The 16421-nt window shown below is 71.6% G+C and carries 11 protein-coding genes; 5 read left to right on the forward strand and 6 right to left on the reverse strand.

Annotated features, from left to right (window positions below; all coding sequences use genetic code 11):
• Positions 1-4: 4 nt before the first annotated feature.
• Positions 5-5818 (forward strand): peroxidase family protein, encoded by a 5814-nt coding sequence (locus JQT67_RS10395; protein WP_208064602.1) that lies wholly within the window; start codon positions 5-7, stop codon positions 5816-5818.
• 59 nt (positions 5819-5877) lie between these two features.
• Here JQT67_RS10395 and JQT67_RS10400 read toward each other — a convergent pair whose 3' ends face one another.
• Positions 5878-7917 (reverse strand): M3 family metallopeptidase, encoded by a 2040-nt coding sequence (locus tag JQT67_RS10400; RefSeq protein ID WP_208064603.1) that lies wholly within the window; start codon positions 7915-7917, stop codon positions 5878-5880.
• 51 nt (positions 7918-7968) lie between these two features.
• Here JQT67_RS10400 and JQT67_RS10405 point away from each other — a divergent pair, with 51 nt between their 5' ends.
• Complete coding sequence (locus tag JQT67_RS10405) at positions 7969-8760, forward strand: methyltransferase domain-containing protein (RefSeq protein WP_208064604.1); 792 nt, start codon at positions 7969-7971, stop codon at positions 8758-8760.
• Between the two features lie 173 nt (positions 8761-8933).
• Positions 8934-9539 (forward strand): helix-turn-helix domain-containing protein, encoded by a 606-nt coding sequence (locus JQT67_RS10410; RefSeq protein ID WP_208064605.1) that lies wholly within the window; start codon positions 8934-8936, stop codon positions 9537-9539.
• Between the two features lie 188 nt (positions 9540-9727).
• Here JQT67_RS10410 and JQT67_RS10415 read toward each other — a convergent pair whose 3' ends face one another.
• The 3 genes from JQT67_RS10415 to JQT67_RS10425 form a co-directional block, all read right to left on the reverse strand.
• Positions 9728-9958, reverse strand: a complete 231-nt coding sequence (locus JQT67_RS10415) for a hypothetical protein (RefSeq protein WP_208064606.1) — start codon at positions 9956-9958, stop codon at positions 9728-9730.
• On the reverse strand, positions 9958-12531 hold the full coding sequence (gene valS / locus JQT67_RS10420; protein ID WP_208064607.1) for a valine--tRNA ligase: 2574 nt from the start codon (positions 12529-12531) through the stop codon (positions 9958-9960). Before valS ends, JQT67_RS10415 begins: the two co-directional genes overlap by 1 nt.
• Before the next feature lie 104 nt (positions 12532-12635).
• Positions 12636-12824, reverse strand: a complete 189-nt coding sequence (locus JQT67_RS10425; protein WP_021011694.1) for a hypothetical protein — start codon at positions 12822-12824, stop codon at positions 12636-12638.
• A 50-nt stretch (positions 12825-12874) separates the two neighbouring features.
• On the opposite strand from JQT67_RS10425, the gene JQT67_RS10430 reads away from it, so the two are divergent.
• Positions 12875-13660 (forward strand): fructosamine kinase family protein, encoded by a 786-nt coding sequence (locus JQT67_RS10430; RefSeq protein WP_307864301.1) that lies wholly within the window; start codon positions 12875-12877, stop codon positions 13658-13660.
• Positions 13661-13667: 7 nt separating this feature from the next.
• On the opposite strand, the gene JQT67_RS10435 is transcribed toward JQT67_RS10430, so the two are convergent.
• Both JQT67_RS10435 and JQT67_RS10440 read right to left on the reverse strand, forming a co-directional pair.
• Positions 13668-14285, reverse strand: a complete 618-nt coding sequence (locus tag JQT67_RS10435; RefSeq protein ID WP_208064608.1) for a YigZ family protein — start codon at positions 14283-14285, stop codon at positions 13668-13670.
• Between the two features lie 25 nt (positions 14286-14310).
• Complete coding sequence (locus JQT67_RS10440) at positions 14311-15669, reverse strand: MFS transporter (RefSeq protein ID WP_307864302.1); 1359 nt, start codon at positions 15667-15669, stop codon at positions 14311-14313.
• A gap of 76 nt (positions 15670-15745) precedes the next feature.
• Between JQT67_RS10440 and JQT67_RS10445 the strand changes: the two genes are divergently transcribed.
• Positions 15746-16421: TetR/AcrR family transcriptional regulator (locus tag JQT67_RS10445; protein ID WP_208064610.1), on the forward strand; the 676-nt coding region annotated here is incomplete at its 3' end.

The following is a 16421-nucleotide window of genomic DNA, read 5'->3' on the forward strand; positions in this document are numbered from 1 at the left end:
CACCGTGCACGCGCCCGCCCCCAGCCGCCCGTCGCCACGATCTCGCCCCCTCGGCGAGAAGCTGCGGCGCAACTCGATCGCCCTCCTGTCGGCGTTCGCGATAGCGATCCCCATCGCGGTGGTCGCCACGCCGAGCCCCGCGCTCGCCGTCACCGACGAGCATCCGTCGTTCGTCCTGAACCAGAACGACCTCGAGTTCATCCTCCGGCAGATCCAGATCTCGGAGGCGCACGCCGCCGACGAGCTGGACCCGTCGAACTACACGCTGCTGTGCTCGAGCCCTCAGGATGCGAGCGGCACGTGCGTGCCGGACGTCGCCAGGCCCGCCGGCGTGCGCACCGTCGACGGCTCGTACAACAACCTGCGCGCCGGCCAGGCGGACTACGGTGCCGCAGACCTCGCCTTCCCGCGGCTGCTCGACCCGGTGTGGCTCGAAGCGGAGCCCGCGCCGAGCACCGACGCCCCGCCGAACTTCGGCGGCAACCCGCCGGGGTCGGCGCCCGGCCCGCACGCGGTGTGCGCGGCGCCCGGCACGCCAGGCGCGGGCATGGACCCGTGGGGCGACACGTGCTACGCCCAGACGGAGGGCTTCGTGTATGACAGCGAGCCGCGCGTCATCAGCAACCTGATCGTCGACCAGACGACCTCCAATCCCGCGATCGTGAACCAGATCGAGGCGGGCACGGCGACCCTCATCGAGGGCACCGACATGGCTCGCACCCCGAACACGGCGCCCGACGAAGGACTGTCGGCGCCGTTCAACACATTCATGGGCTTCTTCGGCCAGTTCTTCGACCACGGCCTCGACCTGGTCGACAAGGGCGGCCACGGCACGCTCATCGTGCCGCTCGAGGAGGACGACCCGCTCTACGACCCAGAGTCGAACTCGAACTTCCTCGTGCTCACGCGCGCGGACCGCATCGAGGACGCGAACGGCAACCCGACGACGGAGCACGCGAACCTCACGACCCCGTTCGTCGACCAGAACCAGACGTACTCGTCGCACCCCTCGCACCAGGTCTTCCTGCGCGAGTACGACGCGGACGGCGACGCGACCGGGCGTCTGCTCGAGGGCGATGCAGGCGGCATGGCGACTTGGAACGACCTCAAGGAGCAGGCGAACGAGATCCTGGGCATCGGCCTGACCGACGCTGATCTGCTCGACATCCCGCAGGTGCTCGTCGACCCCTACGGCAACTACGTCCCCGGCCCCGCCCGCGGCCTGCCGCAGCTCATCGTCTCGAACGGACCGAACGTCCAGGACGTGACGTTCGTCGAGGGCGACCCGGCAGCACCGGTCTCGACGACGAACGCCCTGTCGACGAACCACGCGTTCCTCGACGACATCGCCCACGGCGCGACGCCGCTGTTCGATGCCGAGGGCAACCTCGTGCCGATCCAGTTCGACGAGAACGGCGACATCATCGACCCGGGCATCCCGCTGTTCGACGGGAGCGGCGCGCCGGTGTCCGACCCGAGCCTGACCGGCTACGACAACGCCGCGCTCGGCGCGCACTTCGTCGCCGGCGATGGCCGGGTCAACGAGAACATCGGCCTCACCGCAGTGCACGCGATCTTCCACTCCGAGCACAACCGGATGGTGGGCCAGATCGAGGCGCTCCTGAACGGGGACCCGAGCACCGAGCTCCTGCGGAACGACAAGACGCTGGCCGACTCGACGCTCCTCGCGGAGTTCGCGAAGGCCTTCCGTGGCGAGCTGCACAGCTATCCCTCCGACAAGCCGGAGGAGACGCTGCCCGGCCCGCAGGATGACGACTGGTCGTACGAGGAGCGGCTCTTCCAGGCCGCGAAGTTCGCGACCGAGATGCAGTACCAGCACATCGTCTTCGAGGAGTTCGCGCGCACGATCGCTCCCACGATCGATGCCGTCGTGTTCAACGAGAACAGCTACAACCCGGGCATCGACCCGGCGATCATGGCTGAGTTCGCGCACGTCGTCTACCGCTTCGGGCACTCGATGATGACGGAGGAGATCGGGCGAGAGGACGCGGGAGGCGCCACGGGACTGACGGACGTGCCGCTGCTCGACGGCTTCCTGAACCCCGAGCTGTACGACATGAACGGGACCCTGACGCCGGACGAGGCGGCGGGATCGCTCATCAACGGCATGACCGGCCGCGTCGGCAGCCAGATCGACGAGCACGTCACCGACACGCTGCGCAACAACCTGCTCGGCCTGCCGCTCGACCTCGCGACGATCAACCTGCTCCGCGGTCGCGACGTCGGCATCCCGCCGCTCCAGGACGCTCGCGCGGCGTTCTACGCCGCGACCGGCGACTCGGCCCTCGAGCCCTACAGCAACTGGGTCGACTTCGGGCTCGGTCTCAAGAACGGCAACAACTTCGGCCGCGGCGGCAGCAACGCCTCGCTGGTGAACTTCGTCGCCGCGTACGGCACGCACCCGACGATCCTCGCGGCGACGACGCTCGACGAGAGGCGGGCCGCGGCAGCGCTGCTCGTAAACGGTGCTCCCGTCGGCGCGGAGTTCGTCAGTCGCTTCCCCGGCACCGACCGGTACCACGCCGCTGCGCTGTTCTCACAGCGGCACTATCCGAGCGGCGCCGAGGTCGTCTACGTGGCGAACGGCACGAAGTTCGCGGACGCCCTCGCTGGCGGGTCGCTCGGCGGTCCCATCCTGCTCGTCAATGCAGATCCTGTCGGCGGCATCCCGTTCGAGACGCATAGCGAGCTCCTCAGGCTCGCGCCTCAGCGGATCGTGGTGCTGGGCGGGCCCGAGTCGGTGACGCCGGAGACCCTGACCTCGCTCAACGCCCTCTCCGCGGTAGACGCACCTGTCACCAGGCTCGCCGGACCGGATCGCTACAGCACCGCTGCTGCGATCTCCGGAACCTTCACGGGACCGGTCGAGCGAGTGTTCGTCGCGAACGGACGGAACTTCCCGGACGCGCTCGCTGGCGCCGCGGTCGCAGCGCGCGATGGTTCGCCGATGCTCCTCGTCACGCCGGACTCGCTGCCCGACGTGACCGCGAACGAGCTCGAGCGGCTGGATCCGGCAGAGATCGTCATCCTGGGCGGCCCGGTCTCGGTGAGCCCGGCGGTGGCGTCCCAGCTCGGGCAGTACACCTCGGGTCCGGTCACCAGACTGGGCGGAGCCGATCGATACGAGGTCGCGGTCAACATCAGCCAGCGATTCTTCCCCGACGGCGCCGACCGGGTCTACATCGCGACCGGCTCCAAGTTCCCCGACGCCCTCGCCGCGGCACCAGGTGCCGGCATGCATCGGTCGCCGGTCCTGCTCGTCCCGACGGGCGGGCTGACGGATGGCCTGCGCGCCGAGATCAGGAGGCTCGCCCCCGACGAGCTCTTCATCGTCGGTGGAACGAGCTCCGTCAGTGCCGAGATCGAGCTCGAGCTCGCCGGGTTCGCGCCGACGCCGGTGACGGCGCCGGACGACCGCCTCGACTTCATGAACGGCACGGGCTCCTGGGGCGACGAGGGTGGCTCGACCACCACGGGCCTCGAGTCGGTGGAGTTCTGGGTGGGCGGTCTCGCGGAGCGGCTCGATGCGTTCGGCGGCATGCTCGGCTCGACGTTCAACTACGTCTTCGAGACGCAGCTCGAGCAGCTGCAGTTCGGCGACCGGTTCTACTATCTGTTCCGCAACCAGGGCGAGCAGCTGTTCGCCGCACTCGAGGCGAACTCGTTCTCGGACCTCATCCAGCGCAACTCGGATGCATCGAACCTGCCGGCGAACATCTTCGCGCTGCAGGACCCGATCATCGACCTCGACGCACTGCCGAACCCGCTCCCCGCGGGCCTGCTGCAGGGCAACGACGGCAGCTTGCGGTGGACGGGCGACGAGCACGTCGAGATGCACGGCACCGCGAACCGCGATCACATGATCGGCGACGAGGGTGACGACGCGCTGTGGGGCTACGAGGGCGACGACCGCATCGAGGGCGGGTCGGGCAACGACTCGCTCGTCGGCGGACCCGGCCACGACATCATCACCGACTCGTTCGGCGATGACACCATCCACGGCGACCAGGGCAACGACGCCATCCACGTCGGTCCCGGTGTCGACCTGGGTCTCGGCGGCCTCGGTGACGACTTCGTCGTCAACGGCGGCGGCGACGCGTCGACGTTCTTCCTCGGGATGGGCGACGACATCTTCCGCGGCACGTCGGGCCGCTCGACCGTCTTCGGCGGCGAGCAGCACGACTGGATCGAGGGGAGCTCGCACGCCGACCTGCTGCAGGGCGACAACGCCGACCAGTTCCAGAACGACACGCTGGGCGGCAACGACGTCGTCATCGGCGGTCTCGGCAACGACGACATCGAGGGCGAGGGCGGCGACGACATCCTCGTCGGCGCAGCCGTCGGCACCGACCGTCACCTCGGCAACATCGGCTTCGACTGGCTGACCTACTACGGGCAGACCACCGGAGTCACGTCGGACTGGCAGTTCACTCGGACCTTCGAGCCGAACAACCCGCTGCCGTCGCGCTTCGACCAGATGGAGGCCCTCTCGGGCGGTGCCGGTTCCGACACCCTCCGCGGGCCGCTGGTGGAGCCGGACGACATCGCGCCGAGCGAGATCCCGCTGCACAAGGCAACGCAGGAGAGCCTCGACCTCATCGACGGCCTCGAGGCGCTGCTGCGGCCGGCCGGAGCTGCGTACGACTACGCGGCGCCGTTCATGCGGGACACGCCCCCGATCGATGCCGACGGCGTCAGCATGATCATCATCGGCGGTGCCGGCGACGACACCATCGAGGGACGCGGTGGCAACGACTACCTCGACGGTGACGCGCAGCTGGTGGTGCAGCTCGAGGACACGACGACCGGACAGCGCTTCGACAACGCGGCGCAGCTCCAGGCGGCGGTGTTCGCGGGCACGCTCAACCCGGGCGACATCGAGATCGTGCGCGAGATCGTGATGGACCCGAACGCGGCGGACTCGTCCGACACGTCGGTGTACTCCAACCCGATGGCCGACTACACGGTGACGGCGCTGCCCGACGGCTACTGGCAGGTCGAGCACACCAACGTCGTGGAGGCGGAGGAGAGCGACGGCACGGATGTCATCCGCGGTTTCGAGCGACTCCAGTTCTCGGACGGCTGCGCCACGCTCAACGAGGCTGGCGACGGTTGGGATGCGTGCGAGCCGCTCGCGGCAGTCACCATGTCGACCGACGCTCCTCGCGAGGGTGAGTCGATCACGGCGACGCTCGTCGCGACGGACGGCGTCACGCCGCTCGACGCGAGCGAGTTCACCAACATCGAGTTCATCTGGTGGGCCGGAGAGGGCGACACGCCCGCGACGGTGAGCGAGTGGGAGGAGCTGGTGCGAACCGGTCCCGCGGCTGGATCGGGCGTCACCGCCTCGAGCAGCTACACGCCCGACGACGCAGCTGTCGATCAGTTCATGCGGGTGACGGTGAACTTCACCGACAGCGCTGGGCTGCGGCACTCGGCGACCTCGCCCGTCACGACGGGCACGGTGGAGAACCAGAACGACCCCGCGGTCGGACTGAGCATCGCCTACGGCGGCGCTCCGGCCGGCCCGCCGGTCGGGACGCTCCTCAGGGCGACGCCCATCTCGGATGGCGACGGCGTGGAGGACGTCGTGTTCACCTACACGTGGACGCGATCGACCGACCCGACGGTGCCGGCCGGCTCGACGGTGCTCGGCTCGACGTCGAACGCCTACACGACGACGGCGGCCGACGCCGGCTCCTACATCCGGGTGACGGTGACCTACACCGACAACCTCGGGACGGCGGAGACGGCGACGGCGGTGCTGTCCGCTCCGGTGGTCGGAGCGACACCGTAGCCGCGTGAGACGGAGGGGCGCTGCACCGATCGGTGCAGCGCCCCTTCGCCGTGCCCGGACTACTCCGCGGCGTCGAGGCCGCGGCGCTTGAGCAGCGGCGAGATGTCCGCGTCGCGGCCGCGGAAGTCGCGGAAGGCGGCGAGCGGATCCTTCGAGCCGCCGACGCCGAGCAGGCGCTCGCGGAAGCGCTGGCCGGCCTCGCGGATCGAGGGCTGCTGCTTGAACCACTCGACGGTGTCGGCGTCCATGACCTCCGACCAGATGTAGGAGTAGTAGCCGGCCGAGTAGCCGCCCGAGAAGACGTGCTGGAAGTAGCCGGTCGAGTAGCGGGTCGGCACGGTCTCGCTCAGCAGGCCCACGCGGTCGAGGGCGTCCTGCTCGAAGGCCGCGACATCCGTCACCTCATCGCCCGCGACGCGAGCGTGCCACGCCTGGTCGAGCAGCGCCGCAGCGAGGTACTCGCTCGTGTCGTGCCCCTGGTTGAACGACTCCGAGGCCTGCAGCCGCTCGATGACGTCGGCCGGCAGCGGCTCATCGGTGTCGATGTGGCGCGCGTAGTGCTCGACGATGCCCGGCCACAGCATCCACATCTCGTTCACCTGGCTCGGGAACTCCACGAAGTCGCGGAAGACGTTGGTGCCGCCGAGCGAGGGGTAGGTGACGTGCGCGAAGAGCCCGTGCAGCGCGTGCCCGAACTCGTGGAAGAGCGTCGTGGTCTCGTCGAAGGTCAGCAGCGTCGGCGTGCCGGCCGGGGGCTTCGGCACGTTGAGGTTGTTCATCACGACAGTCGGGTGGCCGAGCAGCTCGTTCTGCTGGATGAGCGAGTTCATCCACGCGCCGCCGCGCTTCGAGTCGCGCGTGTAGAGGTCGAGCAGGTAGAGGCCGAGCTCGGAGCCGTCCTCGTTCCGCACCTCGAAGACCCGCACGTCGGGGTGGTAGCCGACGAGGTCGTCGCGCTCCTCGAACGTGATGCCGTAGACCTGGGTCGCGGCGTAGAAGACGCCGTCGCGCAGCACGCGCTCGGCCTCGAAGTAGGGGCGCAGCGCCGCCGTGTCGACGTCGAAGCGCGCGGTGCGCTCCTTCTCGGTCCAGTAGTCCCAGTCCCACGCGGCGAGCCGATAGTCGAGGCCTGCGGCGTCGATCTGTGCCTGCAGCGCTGAGGCCTCCGCACGCGCGTTCGCCGCCGCAGGCTTCGCGAGCCGCGTGAGCATCGCCATGACGTTGTCGGGGCTGCCGGCGGTCTCGTCGGCGGTGACGGCGTGCGCGTGCGTCGCGAAGCCGAGCAGCGCCGCGCGCTCGGCGCGGAGCGCCGTGAGCTCGATGACCGTCTCGCGGTTGTCGTGCTCGTTGCCGCGCGTGCCGCGAGCGAGGGATGCCTCCATCACGCGGCGCCGGACGTCGCGGTCGGTGAGCGACGCGAGCCAGGGGTGGCCCGAGAACAGCGGCAGGGTGATGAGCCACTTGCCGTCGAGCCCGCGGTCGGCCGCGGCGGCCGCGGCGGCCTGGACCTCGCCGTCGCTCAGCCCGTCGAGCTCCGCCGCGGAGTCGATCACGACCGCGAGGTCGTTCGTGTCGGCCTGCAGGTGCTTGTCGAAGCGCGTCGTGAGCGTCGCGATCTGCTGGTTGAGCTCCATGAGCCGCGCGCGGGCGGCTTCGTCGAGGCCGGCGCCCGCGACCGTCATCTCCGTGTGGCGCCGCTCGACGAGGTAGCGCTGCTCGTCCGTCCACGACGCATCCGGCGCCTCGTGCAGCGCCGCGACTCGTGCGTAGAGCCGCGGGTCGAGCGTGATCGCGTCCTCGTGCGCGGCGAAGCGCGGCGCGAAGCGCTCCTCGAGCTCCTCGAGGAACGGCGTCGAGTCGGTCGAGGTCATGCTGAAGAAGACGTGGGCGACGCGCGAGAGCGTCTGGCCGGAGCGCTCGAGCGGCTCCATGGTGTTCTCGAAGGTCGGCGCGGCGTCGTCCTCGACGATCGCGCGGACCTCCTCCAGCTGCTCGGCGAAGCCGGCCTCGAGCGCCTCCTCGTAGTGCTCGTCGCGGATCTCGGCGAACGGCGGCAGGTGGTACGGGAGCGCGCTGGGCGCCAGGAAGGGGTTGGTCATGCCACCACCCTAGGTGCGGGTGCGGCACGCGCTCGGCCATAGAGTGTGCTCATGCCCCCGGTTACCTACACTCATGGCCATCACGCGAGCGTCGTCGGCGCGCACGCCGCCCGCACCGTCGAGAACTCGGCCTCGTACCTCGCGCCGCTCGTCGAGCCGGGCATGCGGATCCTCGACGTCGGGTGCGGCCCCGGCTCGATCACGATCGACCTCGCGCGCCGCGTCGGCGACGCGGGGCTCGTCGTCGGCATCGACGCGAGCGCGGAGGTCGTCGAGCACGCGCGGCGTGCGGCGGCGGAGGCCGGCGTCGGCAACGTCGAGTTCCTGGTGGGGGATGCGTACGCGCCCCCGGGCGGGGACTTCGACATCGTGCACGCGCACCAGGTGCTGCAGCACCTCGGTGAGCCAGTGACGGCGCTCGCGGCGTGGCGGGGCGCTGGCCGGATCGTCGCGACGCGCGACATCGTCTACTCGTCGACCGCCATCCATCCGCTCACCCCGGAGCTCGCACGCTGGCGCGAGCTCGTCGTCGCGCTGCAGGCCGCGAACGGCGGCGACGGCGACGCGGGTGCGAAGCTCAAGGCGTGGGCGCGGGAGGCCGGCTTCTCGAGCGTCGAGACCGACGTCGAGACGTGGTGCTTCGAGTCGGCGCGCGGCCGCGAGTTCTGGGGCGGGCAGTGGGCGGAGCGCGCCGTGCACTCGGCGTTCGCCGACGGCACCGAGCGCTTCGGCCTCGCCGGCGCCGCCGAGCGGCAGCGCATCGCCGACGCCTGGCGCGCATGGACCGCCGACGACGACGGCTGGATGGCCATGCTGCACGGCTGGATCATCGCCCGCGACTGACCTGCCGCCCCGCAGCGTGCCGCCACGCCGCTGCCCGGCGCCGCTCGCGGCGGCAGAGTGCCGGAACTCTGCTGCGGTGCGGCTCGAGGAGCGCAGAGTGGCGGCACTCTGCGCCCGCCGAGCTGTCTGACTTCCTCTTGCAAAGAGGTCTTTGCAAAGAGTAGTATGGAGTCATGCTCGACGCCGCCGTCGACGGTCCCGGCGGCGAGAGCGAGGCCCCGGCCGTCGATCTCGATTCCCTGAAGGCCCTCGCTCACCCGCTGCGCGTGCGCATCCTGCACGTGCTGACGACTGAGGGGCCGCAGACCTCGTCGTCGCTCGCGGCGACGCTCGGCGAGTCGACCGGCTCGACGAGCTACCACCTCCGACAGCTCGAGGCGAAGGGCTTCATCGCCGAGGACGCGTCGATCGGCACCGGCCGCGAGCGCTGGTGGCGCCGATCGATCGAGCCCGTCGAGGTGTGGACGAAGGAGCTCGCCGACGTGCCCGAGGGCCGCGCGGCGACCGCGACGGTGCTCGGCGCGTGGACGCAGCACGACAGTGCGCTGCTCGCGAAGTTCGTCGCGACAGGGGAGGAGCGCTTCGAGGAGCCGATCCTCGACGCGTCGCGCCTCTCGAGCCGCTCCGTCTCGCTCCGCGCGAGCGAGCTGCACCGCTTGACGCGCGACGTCGAGCGCCTCATCGCACTGCGCCTCGCCGAGGCCGCCGCAGACACCGGTGACGAGAGCGATCCCGTCCACCGCATCCAGATCCAGTTCAACGCCTTCCCGATCGACTGATCGGGAGACCATCCAGAGGAGACACCATGCCGAAGCGCGAAGACCACCCCGTGACCATGCCGATCGCCGTCGTCAACGACTCGTTCGTGATGGCGCAGATCCTGACCCGGCCGATGCGCTGAGTCGATCGAAGGACACTCCTGTGCAAGGGAGGAAGGCCCCCGGCAGCTGCCGGGGGCCTTCGTGCGTCACTCCTCGCGGCTGACGATCACGTCGTCGCCCTCGAGCCGGATCGTCGTGCCGTCGTCGAGCTCGACGACGGGCCGGCCCTCGAGCCACGTGAGCGTCCATCGCCACGAGGCGGTGTCGGCGCCGAGCTCGGCGAGCGTGCGCTCCTCCTCGTCGATCGCCGCGCGCATCGCGATCGGCACCGACTGCGGGGCCTCGCCGCCGACCGCCCAGCGGGTGCCGATCTGCATCACGCCTCCTCGAGCTCGATCTCGCTCACCGCGAGCTCCGCCGCCTCGACCAGCGTGAGGTCGCGGATGCGTCCCACGGCCTTGAGGTCGCCGGTCGCGGCCTCGAGGTGCTCGCGCAGCGCCGCCGGGACGCCGATGACCGCGGACGCGACGGGCGTCTTCTGGCTCGCCTTCGCATCCGTCTTCGCCCGCCGGATGCCGATGAGCGCCTGGCCGACGGCCTGCAGCATGCCGGTCGGGGAGTGGTCGACGCCGAGCTCGTCGGCCTCCGGCCACGGCGCGACGTGGATCGAGCCATCGTGCGACCACGACCAGACCTCCTCGGTCGCGAACGGCAGGAACGGCGCGAGCAGCCGCAGCTGCACGTCGATCGCGAGCCGCAGCGCGGCGATCGCGGAGCCGCGACCGGGCTCGTCGCCCGAGTAGGCGCGCTCCTTGACGAGCTCGAGGTAGTCGTCGCAGAACGTCCAGAAGAACGCCTCGGTCGACTCGAGCGCCTTCGCGTGGTCGTAGCCCTCGAACGCGCGCGTCGCGCCGCGCACGACGGCGGCGAGCTCGGCGAGCATCTCGCGGTCGAGGCGCTCGGTGATCTCGCCCGGCTGCCCCTCCATCGAGAGCACGAACTTCGCGGCGTTGAGCACCTTCATCGCGAGGCGCCGGCCGATCTTGATCATCTTCGGGTTCTGCGGGTCGAGCGTCGCGTCGACGCCGAGCCGCGAGGAGGCGGCCCAGTAGCGCACGCCGTCGGAGCCGTGCTCCTCGAGCATGCCGAGCGGGGTGACGACGTTGCCCTTCGACTTCGACATCTTCTTGCGGTCGGGGTCGAGGATCCAGCCCGAGAGCGCGGCGTGCTGCCACGGGGCGCGGCCGTCCTCGAACATCGAGCGCAGCAGCGTCGAGAAGAGCCACGTGCGGATGATGTCCTGGCCCTGCGGTCGCAGGTCGAAGGGCGTGATCTTCGACCACAGCTCTGCGCCGTCGGCCCAGCCGCCTGCGAGCTGCGGCGTGAGCGACGAGGTCGCCCACGTGTCCATGATGTCGACCTCGCCGACGAAGCCGCCCGGCTTGCCGCGCTGCGACTCGTCGTAGCCGTCGGGCACGTCGCTCGTCGGGTCGAGCGGCAGCTGCTCGGGCCGAGGCAGCAGCACGCGGTCGAAGTCGGTCTCGCCCTCCTCGTCGAGCGCGTACCAGACGGGGATCGGCACGCCGAAGAAGCGCTGGCGCGAGATGAGCCAGTCGCCGTTGAGGCCGTGCACCCAGTTCTCGTAGCGCGTGCGCATGTGCTCGGGGTGCCAGGCGATCTCGCGCCCGTGCGCGATGAGCCGCTCGCGGAGGGCCTCGTCGCGGCCGCCGTTCTTGATGTACCACTGGCGGGTCGAGACGATCTCGAGCGGCTTGTCGCCCTTCTCGTAGAACTTCACCGGGTGCTGGATGGGCTTGGGGTCGCCGATCATGCGGCCCGCGGCCTGCAGCTGCTCGACGATCGCCTTGCGAGCGCTGAAGACGGTCTTGCCGGCGAGCTCGGCGTAGGCGGCCTGCGCGGCCTCGCTCGCGAGCGCCTCGGGGGCCTCGGCGGCGAAGCGGCCGTCGAAGCCGATCACCGAGCGGTTCGGCAGGTCGAGCTCGCGCCACCACGTGACGTCGGTCACGTCGCCGAACGTGCAGATCATCGCGACGCCCGTGCCCTTGTCGCGCTGCGCGAGCTCGTGCGCGACGAACGGCACCTCGACGCCGAACACCGGGGTCGAGACCGTCGTGCCGAAGAGGTGCTGATAGCGCTCGTCATCCGGATGCGCGACGACGGCCACGCAGGACGGCAGCAGCTCGGGGCGGCTCGTCTCGATCCGCAGGTCGCCGTCCTCCGAGGTGAAGAGCAGCGTGTGATACGCCCCCGGCTGGTCGCGGTCCTCGAGCTCGGCCTGGGCCACGGCGGTGCGGAACGTCACGTCCCACAGCGTGGGCGCATCCGCCTGGTACGCCTCGCCACGCTCGAAGTTGCGCAGGAAGGCGAGCTGCGACGTGCGGCGCGCGTCGTCGGAGATCGTGCGGTAGGTCTGCGACCAGTCGATCGAGAGGCCCAGCGTGCGCCACAGGTGCTCGAACTTCTCCTCGTCCTCCTCCGTCAGCCGCTCGCACAGCTCGATGAAGTTGCGGCGCGAGACGGGCACCTGGTCGGCGGCCTTCGAGCTCTTGCCCTCGCCGCCCTCGTGCGGCGGCGTGAAGTCGGGGTCGTAGGGGAGCGTCGGGTCGACGCGCACGCCGTAGTAGTTCTGCACGCGGCGCTCGGTCGGCAGGCCGTTGTCGTCCCAGCCCATCGGGTAGAAGACGTGCTTGCCGCGCATGCGCTGGAAGCGGGCCACGAGGTCGGTGTGCGTGTAGGAGAACACGTGGCCGACGTGGAGCGAGCCGGAGGCGGTGGGCGGCGGGGTGTCGATCGAGTAGATCTCGTCGCGGCCGAGGCCCGTCGCGTCGAAGCGATAGGTGCCGGCCTCCTCCCAGCGCTCGCCCCACTTCTGCTCGAGTCCCTCGAGGGCGGGGCGGTCCGGCATCCCGGGCGTCGGGCTGGCGCTCATGGCGTCTCGCTTTCGCTGTGCGCGGCATCGCGTCTCGCCGGGCCCCGGGGCGGGGCGACGGCATGATGCCTGGTTGTGGTCCGCGCCAGTCTACGCGCGGGGCGTCACGCCCTGCGGCGCAAGCGCCACTGCAGCACCGCCGTGACGGCGAAGAGCGCGGCGGCGATGAGGAAGAGCACGCGCGGGAGGGTGTCGCTCTGCAGCGCGCCGGCGACCGCGAAGAGCACGGCGGCGCCGATGTAGAGCCAGAGGGGAGCGGGCTTGCGGGGAGCGGGCTTGCGGGGAGCGGCCATGCCTCCACGCTAGCCGGGCGCTCCTCAGCGACCCGTGCCAAGGTGGCCAGGTGGACGTCGTGAAGCGCGTGCCGGGCGGCGCCGAGCACCGGCTCGCGATGGAAGCGGCCGGGCTCGCGTGGCTCGCCGAGGCGGAGCCCGCCGGCGGCACGCGCATCGCCCGCGCGCGGCTCGACGGCGGCGCGCTGCACGTCGCCCGCGTCGCGGAGGCGGCGCCGACGCCCGTGCGCGCCGAGGCGCTCGGCCGCAGCCTCGCCGCGCTGCACGCCGCCGGCGCGCCGTGGCACTGCTGCCCGCCGGCGGGCGCCGAGCCGCCGCTCGAGTGGGGCTCCTCGCGCGTGCCGCTCGCGCCCGAGCCGGTCGCCGACTCGTGGGGCGCGGCGTGGGCCGAGACAGCGGTGCGGCCGGTGCTGCGCCGCTGCGTCGACGAGGGGCGATTGGATGCGTCCCAGGCGCGGGCGGTCGGGGCGGCGGTCGACCGCATGGCGGCGGGCGGCTTCGACGCGCCGCAGCCGCGGCTCGTCGGGCCTGTCGCGCGCATCCACGGCGACCTCTGGACGGGCAATGTGCTCTGGTCGGACGTCGACACGGGGGCCGTGCTCATCGACCCGCACGCGCAGGGCGGGCACGCCGAGACCGATCTCGCGATGCTCGCTCTCTTCGGCCTGCCGCTCCTCGAGCGCGTGCTCGCGGCCTACGACGAGGCGTCGCCGCTCGCCGAGGGCTGGCGCGAGCGCATCCCGATGCAGCAGCTGCAGCCGCTGCTCGTGCACACGCTGCTCTTCGGCGGCGGCTACGCGCCGCAGCTGGTCGAGGTCGGGCGCTCGCTCGCGTGAGCGCCGCTCACGCCGGCACTTCCAGCACGCGCGTGCCGGCCGGCTCGGCCGCGATGCCGAGCTGCGCCAGCAGCGCATCGGCCTCGGCGCGCCGGGCGTCCTCGACGACGATCGCGAGCCGTGCGCCCGACGACTCGTAGTCGATCGTCGGCTCGTGGCCCGCGGTGCGGATCGCGTGCTCGAGCCTCGGCGCGTCGGCGTGGGAGAGCCGCGCGACGAGCTCGGTCGCGGCGACGCGCTCGAGCCGGCCGGCCGCGTCGAGCGCGTCGGCCGCGATGCCGCCGTAGGCGCGCACGAGCCCACCGGTGCCGAGCTTCACGCCCCCGAACCAGCGCACGACGAGCACCGCGACATCCGTGAGGCCGCGACCGGCGATCGCCGAGAGGATCGGCGATCCCGCGGTGCCCGCCGGCTCGCCGTCGTCGTTCGATCGGCTCGACTCGCCGTGCGGGCCGGCGATCGCGGCGCTGCACACGTGCCGGGAGTCCGGATGCGCCCGGCGGGCGTCGCGCACGAGCGGCGCGAGCTCGTCGAGGCTCGCGATGCGGTGCGCCGTCGCGGTGAAGCGCGAGCGCGAAATCTCGACCTCGGCGCTCGCGCCCCTCGCGATCGTCGGCAGCAGCACCCCATCATCCTGCCCGGGCCGCGCGTCACACCGGCGCGGACGCCTCCTCGGGGACCGCGGCTTGTGCGGCGTCGGCGTCCTCATCGCCGAGCCGACGCATCCGCCCCGCCATGATCGCGCCGACGAGCGTGAGCGCCGAGAGCGCCGCGAGCACGACGCCCGGGTGCCACCAGGCGCCGCCGGTGAGCACGCCGAGCTCGGTCGTGAGGTAGGGGATGAAGCCCGAGAGCACGGCGGCGAGCGCGTAGGCGACCGAGAGCGCCGAGTAGGCGTGCCGGCCGCGGAAGAGCTCCTGCATCGTGCCGCCGAGCGCCGCCCACGACGCGGTCGGCAGGATGCCGCCGACGATCATGAGCGTGACGAGCACCGCGAACGTCGCGCTGCCGAGCAGCCAGTAGATGGGGAAGGCGATGAGCAGCGTGCCCGCCGCGCCGAGCGCGACGACGCGCGCCGAGCCGATGCGCGTCGCGAGCCACCCGAACGCCGGGACGGTGACGAACTGCAGCAGGCCGCCGATCGTCGCGGCCGCGAGCAGCTGCATCTCGTCGAAGCCGAGCGCCGTGACGCCGTAGCCCATCGTGTAGGTGTTCATGAGCGAGTAGGAGCCGATGCCGAGGAGCGCCACGAGGATCGCGAGGCCGAACGCGTCCGGCTGCGTGCGGATCGCCGCCCACACGGGGTTGCGCTCGCGCTGCCCCTTCGCGGCGAGCTCTTTGAACACGGGCGTCTCGTCGATCGACCAGCGCAGATAGAGCGAGACGGCGATGAGCGGGATGGCGATGAGGAACGGGATGCGCCAGCCCCACGCCGCCATCGCCTCGGGCCCGAGCCCGAAGAACATCACGAGCATGAGGCCGCCCGCCGCGACCGAGCCGATGGGGGAGCCGAGCTGCGGCAGTGACGCGAAGAACGGGCGGCGTCGCGCGTCGGCGTGCTCGGTCGCGAGCAGCACCGCGCCGCCCCACTCGCCACCGAGCGAGAGGCCCTGCGCGATGCGCAGCACGACGAGCGCGATCGCGCCGAACAGCGCCCAGCCCTCGCCGGTCGGCAGCAGCCCGACGAGCCCGGTCGCGACGCCCATGAGCGCGATCGTGATGAGCAGCGTCGAGCGGCGGCCGATGCGGTCACCGAGGTGGCCGAAGAGAATCGCGCCGAGTGGCCGCACGACGAAGGCGATGCCGATCGTCGCGAACGAGGCGGCGAGCGCGCCTGCGTCGCCGAGCGCCGAGAAGAAGAAGGGGCCGGCGAAGAACGCGGCGAAGTAGGAGTAGGTGTAGAAGTCGTACGATTCGAGCGCGGTGCCGACCGTCGCCGCGGTGGCGACGCGGGCGGAGCTGCTCGAGCGTGCGGGAGCGGCGCCCGAGGGCGCGGTGGTGGTGGTCACGGGATCTCCTCGCGGGGCGCCGGTTCGGCGCGCATTGTCATACCGGGTGCAACAATAGTGCCGGAAGGAGATTCCCATGGCGACGGGTCGCGTGCAGCGGCGGAGCAAGGGGCGAGGGCCCGGTCGGCCCCGAGCCTCGAGCCCGGCGACCATCCACGAGGCGGCGCTCGAGCTCTTCCTCGAGCGCGGCTACGGCGCGGTGAGCGTCGACGACATCGCTCGCCGCGCGGGCGTCTCGCGCGGGACCGTCTTCTCCTACTGCGAATCCAAGGCGGATGCGCTGTGGGTCGCCCTCGACGCCGCCATCGCGAGGGCCGGCGAGGCGCTCGAAGCGACGTCGGGGGACGGCTCCGGTCGCGAGCGCGGTGCGCTCGACGCGCTCGTGGAGGCGATCGTCGCCGCGGTCGAGCCGTGGGGGCGCACCCCGCCCGTCGCGCTCCGCGACGCGCGGGCCATGGGCGCCGAGGCCGAGCTCCGCGACGGCGCTCCCGCGCGGCTGCAGCCGCTCGTCGAGCGCGCGGCGCTCGCGCTCGCCCTCGCGGCTAACGGACATCTGCCGACCATCATCTACTCGCTCTTCTGGCGCCGGTTCAACGCCGGAGCGCCGCTGCGGTCGATGCACGGCGGCCTCCCCGCGTGCGTGCCGCTCGTCGTGCTCCCCCGCGTCCTGCCGGGCCGCGAGACGTCGGCCCACCCCGTTGCCGACTTCGCCATCTTCCCGCTCGCACACCCCGGTGTCGCTCCGATCCCAC

The organism is Agrococcus sp. TF02-05, assembly GCF_017565345.1.
Classification (GTDB): Bacteria; Actinomycetota; Actinomycetes; order Actinomycetales; family Microbacteriaceae; genus Agrococcus; species Agrococcus pavilionensis.